Below are 21,438 nucleotides of genomic sequence, written 5' to 3'. Positions count from 1 at the left end.
CGCCGGGACGGCGGGAGCGCTCACGGAGGTATCCATGTCCGCGTCCCTGTACCGCTACGCCGATGGCCGGCTGCCCAACAGCCTGGCACTGGCCTATGCCTTTGGCGGCTATGCCGCCGGCTTCGCCCTGCTGTTCGCCGATAGCTGGCTGCTCAACGCCGCCGGCACCCTGTTGCTGGGCCACGCGATGATCGTCGCGGCCTACCTGATCCACGAATTCGCCCACGGCACCATCTTCGCCAAGCCGGCGCACAACACCTGGGCCGGCGAGGCCTGCAGCTGGCTCTGCGGCAGTTGCTATGCCGGGTTCCAGGACCTGCGCCGCAAGCACATGCGCCACCACGTCGACCGCGCCGACGTGATCACCTTCGACACCAAGGCCTTCCTCGCCCGCTGTCCGCACTGGGCGCGCCGCCTGGTACTGGCCGCCGAATGGGCCTACGTGCCGGCGGTGGAGCTGATCATGCATTACTACGTGATCCTGCTGCCCTTCATCACCGACAACCCGCGCCACCGCGCCAACCGCCGTCGTGTGGCGCTGACCCTGCTGGTGCGCGGCGCGCTGTTCGCGCTGGTGGCGGCGGTTTCGCTGAAGGCACTGGTGCTGTACTTCGTCGCCTGGACGCTGATGATCATCGTGCTGCGCTTCACCGACGCCTACCAGCACACCTACGACGCCTTCGCGGTACTGGAGGACGGCGGCAAGATCCCCGACGACAAGTCCCGCGACCGCACCTACGAGCAGATGAACACCTACTCCAACGTGGTCTCGGTGCGCTGGCCGGTGCTCGACCTGCTGTTGCTCAACTTCGCCTACCACAATGCCCACCACGAGAAGCCCGTGGCGCCCTGGTACCGCCTGCGCAAACTGCACCACGAGCTGTATGGCGACGGCTACGCCCAGGTCCTGCCGATGCACCTGCTGTTCAAGGGCTTCCATCGGCACCGCTTGCGCCGCGTGGTCGACGATCACTACGGCGCGGTGGCGCCCGAGGGCAAGGACCGCGCCGACGGCTTCTACGGCGCCGTGGGCGTCTCCTTCCTGACGGCGGTCTGAGCATGATCGACTACCGGGGCAAACGCGTGCTGATCACCGGTGCCGGAAGCGGGATCGGCAAGGGATTGGCGCGGGCATTCGCCGAACAGGGCGCGACACTGGAACTGCTGGATCGCAACGCCACTGCCCTGGCGGCAGTTGTCGACGAGCTGGCAGCGCTGAGCGATGTGCGCAGCCACGCCCTGGACCTGGGCGACAGCGCGGCCATCGCTGGATTTGTCGCACTCCGCGAAGGCACGCCGCTGGACGTGTTGATCAACAACGCCGGCGTCGAGTACGCCACGCCGCTGGACGACCCGGATGGCGAAGCGGACAGCCGCTGGCAGACGCTGCTGGACAACAACGTCGCCTCGATGCTGCGCCTGACCCGCGCCCTGCTGCCGAGCCTCAAGGCGGGCAGCAGCGTGATCAACCAGGCCTCGATCTGGGGACTGAAGGGCGTGCCGGGTTTCTCCGCCTATGTCGCCAGCAAACACGCGGTGATCGGCCTGACGCGCTCGCTGGCCTGGGAACTCGGGCCACAGCGCATCCGCGTCAACGCCGTGTGCCCCGGCTGGATTGCCACCGAGGCGGCCATGCGCTCGCTCGCGGTGATGGCCACCTCCAATGGGCGCAGCGAAACCGAGGAACTGGCGCAGATACTCGCCGCCCAGGCGGTGCCTGAGCTGCTGACGCCGGCGGACCTGGCCGGCACCTACCTGTTCCTCGGCAGCCCGCTGGCCACCGCCCTCACCGGCCAGGCGCTGTCGGTCAGCCATGGCGAGGTCATGCACTGATGAAACCGCTCGAAGGACAGACCGCGCTGGTCACCGGCGCCACCCAGGGTATCGGCCGCGCCACGGCCCTGGCGCTGGCGGGAGCCGGGGCGACGGTATGGATCAACCACCTCGACCAACCCGAAGCCGCCACCGCGCTGGTGGCACGCATCGCCGCCTCGGGCGGACGGGCCTACGCGGTGCAGGCTGACGTTTCCGCGCCGCAGCAGGTCGAGGACCTGTTCGCCCGCGTGCTTGCCGAGGGCGACCTGCACATCCTGGTGAACAACGCCGGGATCATCCTGGAGAAACCTTTTCTCGACACCAGCGAGGACGACTGGGCCGCGCTGCTCGGCGTCGACCTCACGGCGGTCTATCGCTGCTGCCGCCACGCCCTGGCGCACATGCAGGCGCGCGGGGATGGCTGCGTGGTCAATATCGCCTCGGAACTTGGCCAGCTCGGCCGCGAGCGTTACGCCGCCTATTGCGCGGCCAAGGCCGGGGTGATCGGCCTGACCAAGGCGCTGGCCCGCGAGTTCGCCCCGCACATCCGCATCAACGGCGTGGCGCCGGGGCCGGTGGACACGCCGATGGTCTCGGTAGAACACATGAGCGAAGCGATGATCGCCCGCGAAACGGCGATTCCCGCCGGGCGCCTGGGCAAGCCCGAGGAAATCGCGGCGGCGGTGCTGTTCCTTGTTTCGCCTGAGGCCAGTTTCTTCCACGGACAGATACTCGGCGCCAATGGCGGTGCCTGGATGGGCGCCTGATGCGCGCGGAAATCGTCCTGCTGCTGGGCGCCGCCATCTGGGGCCTGGGCTGGATGCCCCTGGCGCACTTTGCCGGCCAGGGACTTTCGGGCATGCCGCTGGTGCTCTGTACCTATGGCCTGCTTAGCGCGCTGGCCGTGCCGCTGGTGCTGAGCCAGCGCCGGCAATGGTGGCCGCAACGCAATGCCCTGCTGGCTATCTGCATGTTCGGCGGCTGGGCCACGGCGGGGCTGGTGGCGGCGCTGTCCGAGGGCGACGTGGTGCGCGCCATGCTGCTGTTCTATCTGGCGCCGGTATGGGGTCTGATCGGCGGGCGAGTGCTGTTCGGCGAACGCCTCACCCCGCCACGCCTCGGCGCGCTACTACTGGCCATGGGCGGCATCGCGCTGACCCTCGGCGTCAGCCGCGAAACCTTCCGCCCGCTGGGCGCCAGCGACTGGCTGGCGCTCTCCGCCGGCTTTGCCTTCGCCCTGAACAACCTGGCCACCCGCGCCGCCGAGCAGGTGCCGCTGACCAGCAAGGCGGTGGTCGGCTTCATCGGCAGCGCCGTGCTGGGCGGATTGTTCTGCTGGCTGCAAGGCACACCTCTACCGGCCGTAGACGCTCAGCAATGGCTGCAACTGGCCGCCTTCGGCCTGTTCTGGCTGGCCGCCATGGGCGCGGCGCAATACGGCTTCAGCCATGTCGAGGCGAGCCGCGCTGCGGTGCTGGTGGTGATCGAACTGCTGGTGGCGGTGCTCACTGCCGCCTGGATCGGCGAGCGCGAGCTGGGCCTGCGCGAATGGCTCGGCGGCTCGCTGGTACTGGCCGCGGCACTGATCGCCGCGCGCCCTTCACCCGAACCTTCCCCCACTCTCTGCGAGGCCGAATCATGACTGTCCGGATGGACCAGCTCAGCTGGGTCGAGTACGCGCGCCGGGTGCGCGAGCAATCCCCCGTGGTATTCCTGCCCTGCGGCGCCACCGAGCAGCACGGCCCGCACCTGCCGCTGGGCACCGACGCGCTGCTGGCCAGCGCGCTGTGCGAAGACGTCGCCCGGCAGGTCGACGGGCTGGTCGCGCCCGCGCTCTCCTATGGCTACAAGTCGCAGCCCAAGTGCGGCGGCGGCCAGCATTTCTGCGGCACCACCAGCCTCGACGGGCAGACGCTGATTGCGCTGGTCCGCGACGCCGTGCGCGAGTTCGCCCGCCACGGCGTGACCCGCCTGGTATTGGTGGACGGCCATTACGAGAACCAGTGGTTCGTCACCGAAGGCATCCAGCTCGCCCTGCGCGAACTGGGCACCAGCAGCCCGCTGGAAGTGATGCGCCTGGAGCATTGGGATTTCTGCAGCGAGACCACTCTGAATGACGTCTTCCCCGACGGCTTCCCCGGCTTCGCCCTGGAGCACGCCGCAGTGATCGAAACCTCGCTGATGCTGCACTACCTGCCCAACCTCGTGCGCCTGGACCTGATCCCCGACGACGGCCCCGCCGACTTCCCGCCCTACGACATGTACCCCAGCCGCACCGAGTGGGTGCCGCCGTCGGGCGTGCTCTCCTCGGCGCGCGGCTCCAGCGCCGACAAGGGCCTGCGCATGGCCCGCGACATCGTCGGCGGCATCGCCCAGGCCGTGCGCAAGGAGTTCCGCCTGTGAGCACCGCCCTGATCGTCATCGACATGCAGCGCGACTTCTGCGCCCCCGGCGGCTACGCCGACCAGGCCGGGTTGGACATCGACCGCCTGCGCGCGCCGATTCCGGCCATCTCCCGGCTGCTGGACAGCGCCCGCAGCCTTGGCCTGCTGGTGGTGCATACCCGCGAAGGCCATCGCGCCGACCTCAGCGACCTGCACGCCAGCAAGCGCCACCGCGCCGAATTCGCCGGTGCGCCAATCGGCCACCAGGGCCCGCTGGGCCGCCTGCTGGTGCGCGGCGAGTACGGCCACGACCTGATCGACGAACTGCGCCCGCTGCCCGGCGAACCGGTGGTGGACAAGCCCGGCTACAGCGCCTTTGCCTACACCGACCTGGATCTGCTGCTGCGCAGCCGCGGCATCGGCCACCTGGTGCTGTGCGGGGTGACCACCGAAGTGTGCGTTTCCTCCACCCTGCGCGCCGCGGTGGAACTGGGTTATGCCTGTACTCTGGTGAGCGATGCCTGCGGCTCGCCCAGCGCCGAACTGCATGCCGCCGCCCTGGCGATGGTCGAGGTGGAAGGCGGCCTGTTCGGTCGCGTGCAAGGCAGCCCGGCCGTACTCGCCGGATGGGAGGAGTCCGCATGTCCCGCCTGAAGAGCATTCCCGCGGTGCCACCCGCTTACCTCGGCGTCTGGCAACGCACCCTGCTGACCACCACCGGCGGCACCCACGACACTCGCACCCGTGTCTACTGGCTGCAGACCGGGCGCCTGTTCGCCGACCTGCGCATTCCCCTGCCTGCGCCGCAATCGCCCGGCGAGCTGTCCGCCCAGGCGGGATTTGCCGGCATCACCGAGATCACCGGCGACATTTGCCAATGGCACCGGGCAATCGACTTCCAGCCGCCCAATGGCGGCGAGGACATCGGCCGCATGCACTTCGTAAACAGTGAGAAGGTGCTGGAAGACGGCCTGGATGGCAGTTACCACGAAGTCTGGGAGCGCCTGCCGGAATCCATCGGGCGCAATCGCGGCGTGTGGTTAAGCGCCGCCGATGGCCGCCAGGGTTGCCTGCTGCTGGCCGGCGATTGCTTCCTGTTCGCCGCCGGGCGCCGGGAGGCATTACCGATGGCCGACTCACTGGCCGCCCTGCTGGACAGCGACCACCCGGAGTTGCTGGATTTCGAGCTGTCGTTCGGGCGCCACTACGGCGGTGAAACGCCCTGGAAGATCGAACTATCCACCCTGCCCGCCCGCATCGGCGCCGACCTGCTGCCCGCCACAGCCGATCCGGACCACCCCGAGCTGCTGGGCGATGCCAGCTGGCTGAACGGCCTCGGTGTCACGCCACCGGCCGGTGGCTGGCAACCCTGCGAACTGCCCCTGTTCCCCGAGGAGGTGACGCCATGACCGCCCACCAACCCCTGCCGCGCCCACTGGCGCAACCCGCCCGCCAGCGCTGGTGGGTAATCCGCGGCGACCTGCCGCGCGGCGCCTTCTGGGCATTGGCCAGCGCAGGCCTGCTGTTGCCCGTGGTGCTCTGGTGGGCCTGCGGCGCCCTGGGGCTGACCAATCCGATGTTCTTCCCCAGCCCCGATGCCGTGCTCGTACGCCTGGGCCACTGGTGGAGCGACGAAGGCCTGGTCGGCGATATCGCCATCAGCGTCTACCGGGTCATGGGCGGCTTCCTCGCCTCGGCGGTGATCGCCCTTCCCATTGGCCTGTACATCGGCACCTATCGCCCGGTGCAGGCCTTCCTCGAACCGCTCACCGACTTCATCCGCTACATGCCGGCGGTGGCCTTCATTCCGCTGGTGATGCTCTGGGTAGGCATCGACGAAGGCTCCAAGGTGCTGATCATCTTCATCGGCACTTTCTTCCAGATGGTGCTGATGGTCGCCGAGGACGTGCGCCGCGTACCCATGGCGCAGATCGAGGCGGCGCAGACCATGGGCGCCAACCGCGCGGAAATCATCAAGCTGGTGGTACTGCCCTCGGCGCGCCCGGCGCTGCTGGACACCCTGCGCATCACCTGCGGCTGGGCCTGGACCTACCTGGTGGTGGCCGAGCTGGTGGCCGCCAATTCGGGCCTCGGCTACGCCATCCTCAAGGCGCAGCGCTACATGCAGACCGACAAGATCTTCGCCGGCATCCTGCTGATCGGCGTCATCGGCCTGCTCACCGACCAGGCGTTCCGCTGGCTCGGCCGGGCAGCCTTCCCCTGGATGAAGAGGTAACCGGCATGAGCCAGAGCAAGATCGCCATCCGCCACGTCGACAAGGTCTTCAGCAGCCAGGGCCGCCAGGTGCAGGCACTGCAGGACATCAACCTGGATATCCGCGCCAACGAGTTCGTTACCTTCGTCGGCGCCTCGGGCTGCGGCAAGTCCACCCTGCTGCGCAGCATCGGCGGATTGGAGCGCCACAGCGGTGGCGAAATCCTGGTCGAAGGCCGCGCCGTGGACGGCCCCGGCATCGACCGCGCCATGGTGTTCCAGCACTACAGCCTCTACCCCTGGCTGAAGGTGATGGACAACATCAAGTTCTGCCGCCGGCTCAAGGTGGTGTCCGACACCGTGCGCAGCGATGCCGATGTGGAAGTCGCCAGTGGCCGCGCCGATGCGCTGCTCAACCTGATGGGCCTGTCGGCTTTCGCCCAGGCCTACCCCAGCCAGCTTTCCGGCGGCATGCAGCAGCGCGTGGCGATTGCCCGTGCCTTGATGCCCAAGCCGCAGATTCTGCTGATGGACGAGCCCTTCGGCGCACTGGATGCACAGACCCGCGAGGTCATGCACGACCTGATCCGCCACGTGCACCGGCTGGAGAACAGCACCATCCTGTTCGTCACCCACGACGTCGACGAGGCGATCTACCTGGGTGGCCGCGTAGTGCTGATGGCGCCGCGCCCCGGGCGCATCGACAGCGTCTACGAGGTGCCGCTGCCCGCCGAGCGGAATCAGGACATGAAGATGTCGGCTGAATTCATCGCGCTGAAGAAACAGATCCTCGCGCGTATCCGCGAGACCTCGGGCATGAGTACCGACCTGGAACTGCTGGAGCAACTGACCCGCACCGCGGCGCCGGTCTGATGTTGTGGGAAGGGAATCGGCGGAGCGGGTAGCTCCGCCGTTGTGCCGGGCACGAAGCCCGAAACGAATTGCGCCGAAGGCGCGAGGGGAACGGTCTGCCGGGAGCGGATAGCCCCACCCGAAGGCTGGCAGGCCGGATGGCCGCAGGAGCGGCCGAAAGCTTGCCGCAAGCGCCCGGTGAGGCGCTTGCGGCATCGACCTCAGCCGATGGTCATCAGGCTGGCGTTGCCACCGGCGGCAGCAGTGTTGACGCTCAGCGCGCGTTCGATCAGCAGGCGTTCCAGCGGGATATCGGTTTCCCCGCGGTTCAACCCGGTCACGCCGACGATGGCGCCCTTGCGCTGCGAAGCCAGTTCGCACACTGCACGCAACTGATCGGAATCGCCGTGGTGCAGGATGGCGTCGAACACCTTGTCGGTCGTGCTCCAGTCGGCGACCAGCTCGATGCGCTGGGCGACTTCCTTCGGCAGTTCCTTCACCACGGCGGCGTTGGACTCGGCAACCAGCGCACGGCTGCCCACCGCGAGCACGGCGGCCAGCTGCGCGAGCAGGTCGGCGCGGTCTTCCGCCAGGCACAGCACGTGCTCGCGCGGCAGCAGGGTGTAGCTGTTGCGCTCACCGGTCGGGCCGGTCAGTACCTGCTGGGTGAAGCTCTGCGAGAGAGCGGCATAGCCGGCCAGTTGCGCCGCCAGGGCGGTGTCCTTCTGCGCCCACTGGGCGAGTGCTTCCACGGCCTTCTCGGCATCCTTCGGACGCGGCAGCGCCTGCGCGCCGTCGCCCTTGAGCTGGTTGGCCACGGCCTCCTGCGGGCGGGTCGAGAGCAGGCGGTACAGGTACAGCGGGCCGCCGGCCTTCGGACCGGTGCCGGACAGGCCCTCCCCACCGAAGGGCTGCACGCCGACCACGGCGCCAACCACGTTGCGGTTGACGTAAAGGTTGCCGACATGGGCGCTGCCCACGACCTGAGCGATGGTCTCGTCGATGCGGGTGTGCACGCCGAGGGTCAGGCCGTAACCGGATTCGTTGATCTGCGCGAGCAGCTGGTCCAGCTCGGCTCGCTCGTAACGCACCACGTGCAGTACCGGGCCGAAGATTTCGCGCTTGAGCTCGCTGAAGCTCTCCAGCTCGATCAGGGTCGGCACGACGAAGGTGCCGCGCTTGATCTCCTCGGCATCCACGCGGGCGCTCTGGAATACCTTGCGGCCTTTGTCGCGCATCACCTGGATGTGCTTGTCGATATTGCCCTTGGCTTCTTCGTCTATCACCGGGCCGATGTCGGTATGCAGGCGCTCCGGCGCACCGACGCGGTACTCGGCCATGGCGCCCTTGAGCATGGCGATCACGCGGTCGGCGGCGTCTTCCTGCACGCACAGCACGCGCAGCGCGGAGCAGCGCTGGCCGGCGCTGTCGAAGGCGGAGTTGACCACGTCCACCACCACCTGCTCGGCCAGCGCCGAGGAGTCGACGATCATGGCGTTGAGGCCACCGGTCTCGGCGATCAGCGGGATGGTGCGGCCCTGGGCGTCGAGACGGCCGGCGATGTTGCGCTGGAGGATGCCGGCCACTTCGGTGGAACCGGTGAACATCACGCCACGCACGCGCTCGTCGCCGACCAGACGGGCACCGACGGTTTCGCCACGGCCCGGCAGCAGCTGCACGGCACCGGCGGGTACGCCGGCTTCGAGCAGGATGCGCACGGCTTGCGCGGCGATCAGCGGCGTCTGCTCGGCGGGCTTGGCCAGCACGGTGTTGCCGGCGGCCAGGGCGGCGGCCACCTGGCCGCTGAAGATCGCCAGCGGGAAGTTCCACGGGCTGATGCAGACCACCGGGCCCAGCGGGCGGTGGCTGTCGTTGGCGAAGTGGGTGCTGGCCTGGGCGCCGTAGTAGCGCAGGAAGTCCACGGCCTCGCGCACTTCGGCGATGGCGTTGGCGAAGGTCTTGCCCGACTCGCGCACCAGCACGCCCATCAGCGACTGGATCTCGGCTTCCATCAGGTCGGCGGCGCGCTGCAGGATGGCGCCGCGCTCGGCCGGCTGGGTCGATTGCCAGATCTGCGCGCTGGACAGCGCGCCGAGGATGGCGTTGTTCACGTCGGCTTCGCTGGCTTCACGCACGTGGCCGACCACGTCGCGCAGGTCGGCCGGGTTGCGCACCGGTTGCGCTTCGCCCGGCGCCGCGTCGGCCAGGCCGAGGATCGGCTCGGCGACGTAGGCGTGGTTGGTGCTCGACAGCAGCGCCGAGGACAGCGAACCCAGGCGGTGTTCGTTGGCCAGGTCGATGCCGGCGGAGTTCAGGCGGGCATCGCCGTAGAGGTCACGCGGCAGCGGAATGCGCGGGTGCGGCAGGCCCAGGGTGCCTTCCTGCGCCGCCATCTGCTCGACCTGCAGCACCGGGTCCAGCACCAGGTCCTTGAGCGAAATGCTGTGGTCGGCGATGCGGTTGACGAAGGAGGTGTTGGCGCCGTTCTCCAGCAGGCGGCGCACCAGGTACGCCAGCAGCGTTTCGTGGCTGCCCACCGGTGCGTAGATGCGGCACGGGCGGTTGAACTTGCCGTCGGCAACCTTGCCCACCACCTGTTCGTACAGCGGCTCGCCCATGCCGTGCAGGCACTGGAACTCGTACTGGCCCGGGTAGTAGTTCTGCCCGGCCAGCTGGTAGATGGCCGACAGCGAGTGGGCGTTGTGGGTGGCGAACTGCGGGTAGATGGCTTCCGGCACGGCCAGCAGCTTGCGCGCGCAGGCCAGGTAGGAAACGTCGGTGTACGGCTTGCGGGTGTAGACCGGGTAGCCTTCCAGGCCGTTGACCTGGGCCAGCTTGATCTCGCTGTCCCAGTAGGCGCCCTTCACCAGGCGGATCATCAGGCGGTGGCGGCTGCGCTTGGCCAGGTCGATGACGTAGTCGATCACGTACGGGCAGCGCTTCTGGTAGGCCTGGATGACGAAGCCGATACCGTTCCAGCCGGCCAGCGACGGCTCGAAGCACAGGCGCTCGAGCAGGTCGAGGGAGATTTCCAGGCGGTCGGCTTCCTCGGCGTCGATGTTGATGCCGATGTCGTAGTCGCGGGCCATCTTCACCAGGCCGAGCACGGTCGGGTACAACTCGTCCATTACGCGGTCGTACTGGGCGCGGCTGTAGCGCGGGTGCAGGGCGGAAAGCTTGATCGAGATGCCCGGACCTTCGTAGATGCCGCGGCCATGGGAAGCCTTGCCGATGGCGTGGATGGCCTGCTCGTAGGAGGCCAGGTAGCGCTTGGCGTCTTCTTCGGTCAGCGCGGCTTCGCCGAGCATGTCGTAGGAGTAGCGGAAGCCGCGGGATTCCATGTTGGCGGCGTTGGCCAGGGCTTCGGCGATGGTCTCGCCGGTGACGAACTGCTCGCCCATCAGGCGCATGGCCATGTCCACGCCTTTGCGGATCAGCGGCTCGCCGGACTTGCCGATGATGCGGTTGAGCGCCGAGGACATGCCGGTCTCGGTATGGGTCGAGACCAGCTTGCCGGTGATCAGCAGGCCCCAGGAAGCGGCGTTGACGAACATCGACGGGCTCTGGCCCAGGTGCTGGCTCCAGTTGCCGTTGCTGATCTTGTCGCGGATCAGCGCGTCACGGGTGGCCTTGTCCGGGATGCGCAGCAGCGCCTCGGCCAGGCACATCAGCGCCACGCCCTCCTGGGAAGACAGGGAGAACTCCTGCAGCAGGCCCTGCACCAGACCCTGGCGGCCACCGGCGTTCTTCTGGTTGCGCAGCTTCTCGGCGATGCCCAGCGCCATCTTGTTGGCGGCGGCGGCCTGCTCCTTCGGCAGCCGCGCCAGGTCCAGCAGCATCGGCAGCGCCTCGGTTTCCGGGCGGCGATAGGCGGCGGTGATGGCCGCGCGCAGCACCGACTGCGGCAGGATGCTCTCGGCGAAATCGAGGAAGACCTGCAACCCTTGTTCGTTCAGCGAATCCAGCGACTCATCGCCCGCGGCCGCGGCCAGACCGGACTGTTCGGCCGGCGTGAGGCCGCCTTCCACCTGCTCCAGGTAGGAGAAGATGGCCTGCTTGATCAGCCAGTGCGGGGTACGGTCGAGTTGCTGGGCAGCCAGCTTGAGGCGCTCGCGGGTGGCGTCGTCGAGCTTCACGCCAAGGGTGGTGGTGGCCATGGGGCTTCCTGTTGTTAGAAGGTGTGCCTGAAAACGGCGCAAGGTTATACCGCCGAATCGCAAGGTGCAACCAGGTGCAACCCAATAAAAACAAGCCTTTGGTCGTACGCGCGAATCCGGTGCAACCGGTGACATTTCCCACACCCGGCGCTACCAAACGGAGCATGCCAACGGCCTCGCCCGGCTGCAACCCGCAAGGACCGGCCGGACGGCAGGAAGAAAGCAGTGTTCGTGCCAGGGCTGGAAAAGGTGCAACCCGGAGCATTCCCGGTGCTCAGTTGCAGAAGCGTTCCATCAGGCTACACGGCCTCCCGGGCCGCCGGGCGCGCCTTGAGCCACAGACCGAAGGTCTTCACCACCTCCACCACCGGCCGCAGCCGCGCGCCGTCGGCGCTCAGGCAATACTCGACGCGGGGCGGAACCTCGGGGTAAACGGTGCGGGTCACCAGCCCTGCCTCTTCCAGCGCACGCAGTTCGGCGGTGAGCACCCGTTGGGAAATTTCCGGCATGTCGCGCCGCAACTCGTTGAAGCGCTTGCTGCCATCGAGCAGGTACGACACCAGCAACAGGCGCCAGCGGCCGCCAATGACGCGCATGGCTTCTTCGACCGAGCAGCCCGAAACGTTCTTCTTCATCTGTCCTTCCCGGTAACCTTTTTGTGCCCAGGCCACAAAAAAGTGCGTTCTTACGCGCAGCATCGGGGTCGGGAATACTGGCCGCCCACTTCAAACCAGGGCCCGACCCGATGAAACTCTACTTCGCCCCCAATGCCTGCTCTCTCGCTGCACACATCGTTCTGCGCGAGCTGGGCCTGCCGTTTTCGCTGGTGCGCGTGGACAACCGGACCAAACGCACCGCCGATGGCCAGGACTTCTACCGCATCAATCCGAAGGGCTATGTAGCAGCGCTGCAGCTGGAAGACGGCACTGTGCTGACCGAGGGCGCGGCGATTCTACAGTACCTCGCCGACCTGCAACCCGAGGCGGGCCTCGCCCCCGCCAACGGCGCCCTTGAGCGCACGCACCTGCAGGCGCAGCTGAACTTCATCGGCAGCGAACTGCACGCGGGGATGAGCCCGCTGTTCGACAGCGAGATCCCCGAGCCGGTGAAGGACCTGCTTCGCTCGAAACTGGCCCGGCGCCTGGGTTACCTGGAGCAGGAGCTGGCAGCGAACGGCCAGGTCGCCGGTGACAGCTTCAGCATTGCCGATGCGTACCTGTTCACCGTGCTGGGCTGGTCCGAGCAGCTGAAGGTCGACCTCGGCGCTTATCCGGCGATCCGCCGCTTCCGCCAGGCGGTCGCAACGCGCCCGGCGGTGATCGAGGCGTTGCGCGCCGAAGCAGAGGTGCCGGCTGTCGCCTGAGGTGCCGGACCGTGCAACCGCTCGGCGGAAAATCCGCCGAGCCATCGCGCAAGCTGCGCCTTCCGTGGTCCATCACACTAGCCCGGCCCGTCATGCGCCGGGATTTGTGCATTGAGCCCAGGAGAAACCGGATGAGCGCTGACCCTGAGAGTTTCGCCAACGCCTACCAGAACGCCCTGGTGGCAGTGGCCCTGCCCGCCTTCGCACGTGCCAGCGAATTCGCCCGCCAGCACGGCCTGGAATGCAGCGTGGAATTGCTGGATGGCCGCCGCGACCTGCCGGAGCTGAGCCTGAAGGTGCGCAACTCCTGCCGCGACACCGAATGCATCTGCCGCATCAGCGCCGACCCGCAGACCCAGCGTCTCTGCCATGAGAACCGCTGCGGGGAAACCGACGCCGATGTGAAGCAGGTGATCGGCTCTATCGCCTCACTCAACGAACTGGTGCTGGACACCCGTCTCCTGGAGTTCTTCCAGAGCGCGTTCGCCCTGCACCTGGACTATGCCTCCAGCCGGCACGCCAGCAGTTTCTGGTAGCCCGCTGCGCACTTCTCCCGCCTAGCACCCGCAGGAAATCGCCCGTGCCGTCCAGCCCATGAGGGTTTCGGGGTGCCCGGTGTGCTCGTCCTGCCGCTCCTCCAGCACGACGAAGCCGTGCCGCTGGTAGAAGGCCACGGCACCGGTATTGTTGGAATAGACCGCCAGCTCCAGCATCGGCAGGTGAATCTTGGCGTCGCTCAGCAGGACCGAGCCGATGCCCTTGCCCTGGCATTCCGGGGCGACGAACAAGGCCGCCAGTGCGCCGTCATGCAGGCTGTAGAAACCACAGATGCAGCCATCGTTCTCGACGACCCGCGAGGCAGCGGCCGGCAGGTAGATATCCCGCATGTCCTGCAGGCGTTCGCGCCAGAAGTCGGCGCGAATGAAGTCGTGAGCCTGCTGCGAAGCTCGCAGCCAGATATCCAGCACCCGGTCCATGTCGTCGTCGCGAAAGTCGCGGATCATCATCGGCTGCAATCCCCCGGTTCGTTGAAGTGCTCGTGGCGTGGCGGGCGGCATCCTCGCACAAGGGATCATCGCTGCGCGCCCCCGCGCACTGCCGCCAATCGTCGCACCTGCTCGCACCCGTTTCGCCGTGACCCGATGCCTGCAAGCGCCTCCTGCACTCAAGCACGCCGGGCGCCAACCGTCAGGTTCCACTCATCAGAATCAGTGAACGGCTGGCGAGCGTCGGACTCTTCCGAATGGCTCCGCCAATTGGCAAAAGCGCGAGGTAGCGCGTCCACGGCTCGACGCCTGCGGTGGCGGAAATCAGTCGAGCAGCAACGCGAAGCCGAACGCCCCTTCCGCCCCCATTCCAACCCGAACAGACAAGGAGACACTCCATGGGCAGCTATCGATGGTTCCCCTCCAGCCGCACCAGCGGCGTGCAGGAACTGCAATCACTGGTCGATGACCTGGAAAACCTGCTGGTCAGCGGCCGGGACCTGACGGCCGACCAGCTCCCGGCGTTCAAGGCGAAATTGCGCGATCTGGTGGACGAGAGCCGGGAGACCAGTGAACACCTGATCCACCGCAGTCGCCGGGCCATCCGTGCCGGCAGCGAATATGCCGGCGAACATCCCTGGCAGACGGCGGCAATACTGGCCGCCGCCGCAGGCCTGCTGGCAGCGGCCTGCGCCTTGAGCCGCAATCAGCATTGATGCCCGTGCGGTGGTCAGCGGCCCGCTCGCTCGCCACCGCGCGCCGGTCCCGATGCTCAGCAGCGTGGCGTCCGCTAAGAATCGATAAAGCTGTCGATCAGCTCCAGGCCCAGGCTGCGGACGCGCCCGGCGCTGCTCAACTCGTCGCCATGGATGCCGACCACGGTGACACAGGGCATATCCGCCAACTGGCTGCCGAAGCGGATCGAATAGCGGCCGCCGGCCTCCCGGAAGCAGGAGAAATCGAACAGCGGATAGGCTTCGTGGAGAACCGCTTCCACATCCAGGCGTCGCAACTGCGTCATGGCCACCTCCTCTCCTCTGGCTGAACCCTGCCTGCCCGAGCGCCGGAGAGAAATGCTGGCGATTGGCCCAGGCGCTACTGTTCAACGGCCATGGCGGGCGAAGCGCCAGCCATGGCAAGCGGTACTGGCGGCCGAATGCACACCTGGAATCGAGGCGGGTTTCAGACGGAAGGCGTGCCGCGCAAAAGAGCAAGCGAAGCGCCGCGCCGTGCATTTTCCAGCCCCTTGCTGGTGCGCCCTTGCATCCTGCAAATGACCATTGGCCAGCATCGGTTAGGCATTTGCAGCAATAACAACCTGTTAAGCAGATGAAACAGCTTTCCCCGGTCTGGCATGGCTGATGCGAGGTTCCTGGCTCAGGCCGGCGCTCCGGCCTCTGCCAACCACCGGGAGGGAAAGACATGTCCAGTTGCCGCAATGCCGCCATCGAGCACCTGAGCCACCTGTTCAGCGACTATCGCCCGCAGTTCGCCACCAGGCCCGACGGTACGCTGCTGATCAACCTGCGCAATGCCGCGGGCAAGCGTCTCATCTCTCGGGTCATCCAGCAGGAAGAGCAATCCAGCGCCGTGCTGCTGAACAACCTGGTGGAGCGCATCCGCCGCGACCTGATGACCGTGGAAGGGCCGCTGGAAGAGGACAACGTCGACTGGTTCCTCAAGCGCATCGAGTTGCAGACCTTCGTCCCCGTCAACCCGACCCACCGGCCGCGCAAGGTGGTGGTGGCCGGCGTGCGCCTGCGCGCCCTTGCCGACAAACAGGCCCGGCAAGCGAGGTGAGCATGAAAAACCCGGTGGATATCCCCGACCCCGATCCGCAAGTGAGCCGCGAGGAGTTACTGGAGGAATGGGTGGACATCGAACCGGAGGACAGCCGGCAGGAACCCCACCTGTCCGCCGCCCACCAGGACGGCCTCAAGGATGGGCCCGCCTGAACGAGCCAGGCACGACAGCAAAATAACCGGGCCAGGCCGGCTCGAAGCGCATGCCGGTGCCGCCGTCAGTCCGAGCAGTCGGGCGGCTACCGGCTTTTTCATGCCGGAGCGTTTCATCGCCCCTCCCGCCGGACTGCGGGCAGGAAAGGACGCCGAGGCGCCGGCCTTCAGCGCGCCAGGAACGGCGGCGGTGCGTCGATCACACCTGTCTCCTTGACGTACTGCTTGTAGTGCTCGATCAATGCCTCCAGGCGCGCAGGTTCGCTCTTGGCGAGGTCCCGCGTCTCGCCCGGGTCGCTGGCCAGATCGTAGAGCTGCCAGGTGGCCGGGCCGACCGGAGCCGGCAGGTACACCGCCTTCCAGTCGCCCTGGCGGATGGCGCGCATGCCGAACAGCTCCCAGCCGGTGACGGTCTTCTCGTCGTGGGCCTGTTCGGTCTCGCCGGAGAGCCAGCCCAGCCAGGACTTGCCGCGCACTTCGGCGACCTCGCGGCCGTGCCAGTGCTTGCCCGGATGGCGCACGCCGGCCAGGTCGAGGATGGTCGGGGTGATGTCCATCACGGTGGAGAACGAGTGGCTGACCTCGCCCTGGCGTTTCAGCGCCGGGTAGCGCACCAGTGCCGGCACGCGAATGCCGCCCTCGGTGGTGAAGGCCTTGTACAGGCGCGACGGCGCGGTGGCCGCCTGGGCCCAGCGCGGGCCGTACCAGATGTAGGAGTTGGCTCGGCCGATGTTCTCCAGGCTGTTGTCGTAGTGCTGGTCGAGGAAGCTCAGCAGGTCCGGGCCGAAGCGCGGGAAGGCCTCCAGCAGCGCACCTTCGGCGCCGTTATCGGACATGAACAGGACGAAGGTATTGTCCAGCTCACCCTGCTGGCGCAGGTATTCGACGACCCGGCCGACGTTCCAGTCCAGGCGCTCGACCATCGCCGCGTAGACCTCCATGGCCCGCGCCGATTTCGCCTTCTCCCCGTCGCTCAGGCGCGCCCACTCCTTGCTGATCGCCAGTACCGGATGCGCCTGCACGTCGGCGTCGATCAGGCCCAGCTGCTTGAGCCGTTCCAGGCGTTCCAGGCGCAGCGCCTCGGGGCCGGCGTCGTAGCGGCCCCGGTACTTGTCGACCACCTCCTTGGGCGCCTGCAGCGGCCAGTGCGGCGCGGAAAACGGCAAATAGGCGAAGAACGGCCGGCTCTGGTCGCGCTCCTTGAGATAGTCGATCAGCTTGTCGCCAAAGGCGTCGGAGGAATAGAAGTCCGCCGGCAGCTCGTCGATGAACTGGTCGTCCTCGACATACAGGGCCGGCGTGCCCTTGAGGATGCGCGGCGTGGTCTCGTCGTACGGCGGCTCGAAACCATAGTGGTTGGCGGCGCCCGGCAACAACGAGAATGAACGCTCGAAGCCGCGTGCATGGGGTGCCTGTTCGAGCTTCAGGCCCAGGTGCCATTTGCCGGACAACAGCGTCTGGTAGCCGGCTTCGCGCAGCAGTTCGGGCAGCGCCACGACGCGGTCGTTCAGGTAACCCTCGTAGCCCGGCTTGCCTTCCAGCTCCGGCGTCAGTGCCTCGGCCATGGTGCCGATGCCGGCAATGTGGTGGTCGGTGCCGGTGAGCAGCATCGAGCGCGTCGGCGAGCAGGTCGGCGCGGTGTGGAAGTCGGTCAGGCGCAGGCCTTCGAGGGCCAGGGCGTCCAGGTGTGGCGTGGCGATCTCGCCACCGAAGGCGCCGAGGTCGGAGAAACCGAGGTCGTCGGCAACGATGACGAGGAAGTTGGGGCGTTTGCTCATGGCGGGTCTCATGGTTGAGGTCAGTGTTTCCAGAGCACCCTCGCCCTAACCCTCTCCCGGAGGGAGAGGGAACTGATCGGCACGGGGATCGACTCCGTGCTTCCAGGCTGGCAGAGGACGGCTCCCTCTCCCTCTGGGAGAGCGCTGGGATGAGGGTTTTCGGTCAGCAGGCAAGAAACTCTAACGGCAGGTCTTCCACGCGCTTGGGCTGCGGCGCGACGTAGTCGCCCTCTCCCGTCAGCTCGTGCAGCAGCGCCTCGCGCTGGCGCAGGAAGTCGTAGCCGCCGCGCTCGCGCGGGTGCTCCAGCGGCACCTCGACGATGCGCTTGATCCGCCCCGGCCGCGGCGCCATCACCACCACGCGGTCGGCGAGGAATAGCGCCTCCTCCACGTCGTGGGTCACCAGCACCGTGGTGATGCGTTCGCGCTGGCGGATGCGCTGCAGTTCCTCCTGCAGTTGCTGGCGAGTCAGCGCATCCAGGGCGCCGAAGGGCTCATCCAGCAGCAGGATGCGCGGGCTGGCCACCAGCCCGCGGGCGATGGCCACGCGCTGCGCCATGCCGCCGGAGAGTTGGTGCGGGTAGGCCCGGGCGAAGGCCGTCAGGCCCACCAGCTGGAGATAATCGGCGACCCTGGCAGCCTTGCCGGTCTCGCTCAGCGGTTCGTTGACCAGACCGAGGGCGACGTTCTGCTCCACGGTCAGCCAGGGGAATAGACGATGCTCCTGGAACACGATGCCGCGCTCGCCGCCGATGCCGTCGATGGGCTTGCCGTCGATGCGGATCTCGCCCTGGAACTCGCGATCGAGCCCCACCAGCAGGCGCAGCAAGGTGGACTTGCCGCAACCGCTGGCACCGACGATGGCGATGAACTCGCCGTCGGCGACCTCCAGGTCGAAACGCTCGATGGCCTGCAGCTCGCGGCCGTCCACGGGGAAACTCTTGGCGACCTGGCGAAAGCTCACCAGGGCCGGGGAAGCGAAAGCATTCATGCGTGTCTCCAGCGCGTCACCCGCGCTTCGATGCGCTGGCCGACGGCAGCCAGCAGAGCTCCAGTCAAGCCCACCAGCAACATGCCGGCGCCGACCAGGTCCATGCGGAAGAGTTGTTGCGCGCCGATCATCAGGCTGCCGATACCGCCGTCCGAGGGCATGAAGTATTCGGCGCCGATGGTGCCGAGCCAGGCGTAGATCAGCGCCAGGCGCACCCCGGCGAACACCGACGGCGCAGCGCCGGGCAGCACCAGCCGGCGCAGCCGTTGCCAGGGCGACAGGCGCAGCGCGATGGCCGCCTCGGTCAGTTGCGCCGGCAGGCTGGCGATGCCGCGCTGGGTCGCCAGCAGCAGCGGAAAGAACGCGGCCAGGCCGACGAACACCACCTTGGCCAGCTCGCCCAGGCCGAACCAGGCGGTGAGCAGCGGCACCCAGGCGAAGATCGCCACTTGCCGCAGCGCCGCGAAGGACGGGCCTAGCAACCGCTCCGCCGGGCGCCACAGGCCAAGCCCGAGGCCGAGCAGGAAGCCCAGCGAGCCGCCCAGCAGCAGGCCGACGAGTGTACGTTGCAGACTCGCCAGCAGCGCTATGGTCAGGCTGCTGTCCAGCAGGCCATCCCAGAGAGCGACAGCGACTGACGCGGGGCTGGCGAGGATGGCCGGATCGACCCACTGCAGCGCGCTCGCCGCCTGCCAGATGGCCAGCAGGCCCAGTGGCAGAAGCCAGGGCTGCAGGCGCTCCCAGCCCTTGCCCGACGTGCTGCGGCGGAACTCTCCGGCCGCCTGCTGCGGCCAGTGCACCAGGCGCCGGTCCAGCGCCTGGACGCCTCTGTCCATCGCCGCGCCGACCAGGCCGATGACCAGGATGCAGACGAACACGATGTCGAGCATGAATAGCTGCCGCGCCTGCACCATCAGGTAGCCGATGCCTTCGCTGGAAGCCAGCAGCTCCACGGCCAGCAGCGAGGTCCAGCCTTGCGCCAGTGCCAGGCGCACACCGGTAAGGAACGCGGGAAGCGCCGCCGGCAGGATCAACCGCCACAGCAACAGGTGGCGCGGCAGGCGCAGCACGGCGGCGGCCTCGCGCAGGCGCGGCTGGGCATCGCGCACGCCGACGAGGGTGTGCAGCGTCACCGGCACGATGATGGCCTTGATCAGCACCACCAGCTTGAGCAGCTCGCCAATGCCGAAGAACAGCATGAACAACGGAATCCAGGCCAGGGTCGGGACCTGCGCCAGGGCACTGAAGGTGGGCAGCACCAGGCGCTCGGCAAGGCGGCTGAAGCCGAGCCAGGCGCCCAGTGCGAGCCCGCTGAAAATGCCAGCCAGCAGCCCCCAGGCGAGGCGGTTGAGGCTGACGCCCAACTGCTGCCACAGCTCGCCGGCGAGCAGCTCGCGGCCGGCCTGGAGGACCAGTTCCGGTGTCGGCAGAATCTGCGCGGACATCCAGTGGCGATGGCTGGCGATCCACCAGAGCACGCCGATGGTCAGCGGCAACAACCACGGCAAGCCGGCCTGGAGCCAGTGCCAGGACGGCCGCGAGAACCCCAGGCGCGGCGGGGGAAGATCAAGGCGATAGGGCTTCGATATATTCTTCATTGGAATATTAATAGTATTTTCAATGCATTAATGAGCTAACCCAGGCCATTTAAGGGAAGCCCCCGGCGCTCATCCAATGCATTCGGCGAATATTTTTTATGCCGCCAGGGCATCTGCCGGTGAAGCCCTGTGGTTGTTCGCTTAGCTCGAAAAATTACTAAAAAATGCCTTTTTATTATTTTGTTGATGGAAAGCCCCATGCCTTTAGTGCAGGCGCCGGAGCCACATGCGCTCCCCCACTGCAGGAGGCAGGCGCCATGAAGGCCCTCACTGATCAATTGCTCTCCCTTTTCGCTGCGCCAGTGCTGGCCGGCCTGCTCGGCGCCTATCCGCTGGTGACCCAGGCCGCCGAGCCGGTAAAGGAAATCCGCATCGCCGTACCAGACGTCAGCGCCGGGCAGAAACATTCCGGCGGCGGCGTGGTGGACGTGCTCTACACCCGCCAACTGCTGGAGAAGGAATTCGCCGCCGACGGCATCCAGATCAAGTGGAGCTTCTTCAAGGGCGCGGGCCCGGTAGTCAACGAAGCCTTCGCCAATGGCCAGGTGGACTTCGCCTACCTGGGCGATCTGGCAGCGATCATCGGCAAGTCCAGCGGGCTGGACAGCCGCGTGCTGGCCGCCACCGCGCGCGGCGTCAACCATTACCTGGGCGTGCAGCCGGGTTCGGGGATCAAGACCCTGGCCGACCTCAAGGGTAAGCGCGTGGGGATCTTCCGTGGCACCGCCAGCCAGCTGTCGTTCGACAACGCCCTGGCCAGCGCCGGGCTTTCCGAGAAGGACCTGAAGGTGATCAACCTCGACTTCAGCGCCGCCCTCGCCGCCCTGGCGGCCAAGCAGATCGATGCCACCTGGGGTCTTGCCGGCCTGTTCGCGCTACGCGACAAGGGCCTGGCGGAAATCCCGCTGAGCACCCACGACCTCGGCGGCGCCGGCACCCTGCAAGCGCTGCTGGTGGGCAGCGGCGAGTTCGTCGACGCTCATCCGGACATCACCGAACGCCTGCTCAAGGTGCAGCTGCAGGCAGTGCAGTGGGCCAGCACGGAGGGCAACCGTGACGCGTTCATCGACCTGGTATCGCAGCAGGCCGGCTACCCGACGGTGATCTTCAAGAGCGAATTCCAGGGCCGGCCGCTGGCGGACGTACTGTCGCCGAAGTTGGATGCCGATTTCCTCGGCCGCCTGGATGCATCGATCACCGCAGCGAAGAGCTACGGCCTGATCCGCCGTGACTTCAAGGCCGCCGACTGGGTCAGCCCGGCGCTGCAGGACGCCGCCAGCCGCGAGGTGGCGTCGCAGCCGGTGGCAGCACTCCAATAGCCAGCCCCGTGCTCTTCGTAGGAGCG

21 protein-coding genes and 1 pseudogene are annotated in these 21,438 nt (G+C 67.4%); 15 read left to right on the top strand and 7 right to left on the bottom strand.

Going from position 1 to position 21,438, the window contains the following annotated elements; genetic code table 11:
* Positions 1–34 precede the first annotated feature (34 nt).
* From A9513_RS07695 to A9513_RS07655, 9 genes are read left to right on the top strand one after another with little or no spacing between them, the layout of a single operon-like run.
* Positions 35–1,057 (top strand): fatty acid desaturase, encoded by a 1,023-nt coding sequence (locus tag A9513_RS07695; RefSeq protein ID WP_065084392.1) that lies wholly within the window; start codon positions 35–37, stop codon positions 1,055–1,057.
* A 2-nt stretch (positions 1,058–1,059) separates the two neighbouring features.
* Positions 1,060–1,833: an SDR family NAD(P)-dependent oxidoreductase gene (locus A9513_RS07690; RefSeq protein ID WP_065084391.1), complete on the top strand. Its 774-nt coding sequence runs from the start codon at positions 1,060–1,062 to the stop codon at positions 1,831–1,833.
* A complete protein-coding gene (locus A9513_RS07685; protein ID WP_065084390.1) occupies positions 1,833–2,582 on the top strand; it encodes an SDR family NAD(P)-dependent oxidoreductase in 750 nt (249 codons plus the stop codon). Before A9513_RS07690 ends, A9513_RS07685 begins: the two co-directional genes overlap by 1 nt.
* Positions 2,582–3,457 (top strand): DMT family transporter, encoded by an 876-nt coding sequence (locus A9513_RS07680; protein WP_065084389.1) that lies wholly within the window; start codon positions 2,582–2,584, stop codon positions 3,455–3,457. Before A9513_RS07685 ends, A9513_RS07680 begins: the two co-directional genes overlap by 1 nt.
* Complete coding sequence (locus tag A9513_RS07675; protein WP_065084388.1) at positions 3,454–4,218, top strand: creatininase; 765 nt, start codon at positions 3,454–3,456, stop codon at positions 4,216–4,218. The genes A9513_RS07680 and A9513_RS07675 overlap by 4 nt, the downstream gene beginning before the upstream one ends.
* The gene (locus tag A9513_RS07670) at positions 4,215–4,853 is read left to right on the top strand and encodes a cysteine hydrolase family protein (protein WP_255302827.1); all 639 of its coding nucleotides are present in this window, start codon (positions 4,215–4,217) and stop codon (positions 4,851–4,853) included. The genes A9513_RS07675 and A9513_RS07670 overlap by 4 nt, the downstream gene beginning before the upstream one ends.
* Positions 4,841–5,608 (top strand): hypothetical protein, encoded by a 768-nt coding sequence (locus A9513_RS07665; RefSeq protein ID WP_065084387.1) that lies wholly within the window; start codon positions 4,841–4,843, stop codon positions 5,606–5,608. The genes A9513_RS07670 and A9513_RS07665 overlap by 13 nt, the downstream gene beginning before the upstream one ends.
* Positions 5,605–6,435, top strand: coding sequence for an ABC transporter permease (locus tag A9513_RS07660; protein WP_065084386.1), 831 nt, complete (start codon positions 5,605–5,607; stop codon positions 6,433–6,435). Before A9513_RS07665 ends, A9513_RS07660 begins: the two co-directional genes overlap by 4 nt.
* 5 nt (positions 6,436–6,440) lie before the next feature.
* Positions 6,441–7,286, top strand: a complete 846-nt coding sequence (locus A9513_RS07655; RefSeq protein WP_037013218.1) for an ABC transporter ATP-binding protein — start codon at positions 6,441–6,443, stop codon at positions 7,284–7,286.
* A 200-nt stretch (positions 7,287–7,486) separates the two neighbouring features.
* Here the strand turns inward: A9513_RS07655 and putA are convergent, their stop codons facing one another.
* Together putA and A9513_RS07645 are read right to left on the bottom strand one after the other, a co-directional pair.
* Complete coding sequence (gene putA / locus A9513_RS07650; protein ID WP_024764733.1) at positions 7,487–11,422, bottom strand: trifunctional transcriptional regulator/proline dehydrogenase/L-glutamate gamma-semialdehyde dehydrogenase; 3,936 nt, start codon at positions 11,420–11,422, stop codon at positions 7,487–7,489.
* Positions 11,423–11,721: 299 nt separating this feature from the next.
* On the bottom strand, positions 11,722–12,057 hold the full coding sequence (locus tag A9513_RS07645; RefSeq protein ID WP_024764732.1) for a helix-turn-helix domain-containing protein: 336 nt from the start codon (positions 12,055–12,057) through the stop codon (positions 11,722–11,724).
* A gap of 110 nt (positions 12,058–12,167) precedes the next feature.
* On the opposite strand from A9513_RS07645, the gene gstA reads away from it, so the two are divergent.
* Both gstA and A9513_RS07635 read left to right on the top strand, forming a co-directional pair.
* Positions 12,168–12,785, top strand: coding sequence for a glutathione transferase GstA (gstA, locus tag A9513_RS07640; protein WP_024764731.1), 618 nt, complete (start codon positions 12,168–12,170; stop codon positions 12,783–12,785).
* Between the two features lie 131 nt (positions 12,786–12,916).
* Complete coding sequence (locus A9513_RS07635; RefSeq protein ID WP_024764730.1) at positions 12,917–13,321, top strand: hypothetical protein; 405 nt, start codon at positions 12,917–12,919, stop codon at positions 13,319–13,321.
* Positions 13,322–13,342: 21 nt separating this feature from the next.
* Here A9513_RS07635 and A9513_RS07630 read toward each other — a convergent pair whose 3' ends face one another.
* A complete protein-coding gene (locus A9513_RS07630) occupies positions 13,343–13,789 on the bottom strand; it encodes an N-acetyltransferase (RefSeq protein WP_024764729.1) in 447 nt (148 codons plus the stop codon).
* A 380-nt stretch (positions 13,790–14,169) separates the two neighbouring features.
* Here A9513_RS07630 and A9513_RS07625 point away from each other — a divergent pair, with 380 nt between their 5' ends.
* Positions 14,170–14,487, top strand: coding sequence for a YqjD family protein (locus A9513_RS07625; protein WP_024764728.1), 318 nt, complete (start codon positions 14,170–14,172; stop codon positions 14,485–14,487).
* A 74-nt stretch (positions 14,488–14,561) separates the two neighbouring features.
* On the opposite strand, the gene A9513_RS07620 is transcribed toward A9513_RS07625, so the two are convergent.
* Positions 14,562–14,792: a hypothetical protein gene (locus A9513_RS07620; protein ID WP_024764727.1), complete on the bottom strand. Its 231-nt coding sequence runs from the start codon at positions 14,790–14,792 to the stop codon at positions 14,562–14,564.
* A gap of 401 nt (positions 14,793–15,193) precedes the next feature.
* On the opposite strand from A9513_RS07620, the gene A9513_RS07615 reads away from it, so the two are divergent.
* Both A9513_RS07615 and A9513_RS35980 read left to right on the top strand, forming a co-directional pair.
* Positions 15,194–15,571 (top strand): DUF3509 domain-containing protein, encoded by a 378-nt coding sequence (locus A9513_RS07615; protein WP_054907067.1) that lies wholly within the window; start codon positions 15,194–15,196, stop codon positions 15,569–15,571.
* Between the two features lie 2 nt (positions 15,572–15,573).
* The gene (locus A9513_RS35980) at positions 15,574–15,726 is read left to right on the top strand and encodes a hypothetical protein (protein ID WP_176707224.1); all 153 of its coding nucleotides are present in this window, start codon (positions 15,574–15,576) and stop codon (positions 15,724–15,726) included.
* A gap of 167 nt (positions 15,727–15,893) precedes the next feature.
* Here the strand turns inward: A9513_RS35980 and A9513_RS07610 are convergent, their stop codons facing one another.
* The 3 genes and pseudogenes from A9513_RS07610 to A9513_RS07600 all read right to left on the bottom strand — a co-directional run.
* A complete protein-coding gene (locus A9513_RS07610; protein ID WP_065084385.1) occupies positions 15,894–17,504 on the bottom strand; it encodes an arylsulfatase in 1,611 nt (536 codons plus the stop codon).
* Between the two features lie 163 nt (positions 17,505–17,667).
* Positions 17,668–18,495, bottom strand: a complete 828-nt coding sequence (locus tag A9513_RS07605) for an ABC transporter ATP-binding protein (RefSeq protein WP_024764724.1) — start codon at positions 18,493–18,495, stop codon at positions 17,668–17,670.
* A pseudogene (locus A9513_RS07600) lies at positions 18,492–20,003 on the bottom strand (ABC transporter permease); the annotation flags it as partial. The pseudogene A9513_RS07600 and the gene A9513_RS07605, both read right to left, overlap by 4 nt.
* Positions 20,004–20,350: 347 nt before the next feature.
* Here A9513_RS07600 and A9513_RS07595 point away from each other — a divergent pair.
* A complete protein-coding gene (locus A9513_RS07595) occupies positions 20,351–21,412 on the top strand; it encodes an ABC transporter substrate-binding protein (RefSeq protein WP_065084383.1) in 1,062 nt (353 codons plus the stop codon).
* Positions 21,413–21,438: the final 26 nt, after the last annotated feature.

Source organism: Pseudomonas sp. AU12215, from assembly GCF_001675465.2.
Lineage (GTDB): Bacteria > Pseudomonadota > Gammaproteobacteria > Pseudomonadales > Pseudomonadaceae > Pseudomonas > Pseudomonas nitroreducens.
This window is presented reverse-complemented; position numbering and strand designations above follow the sequence as displayed.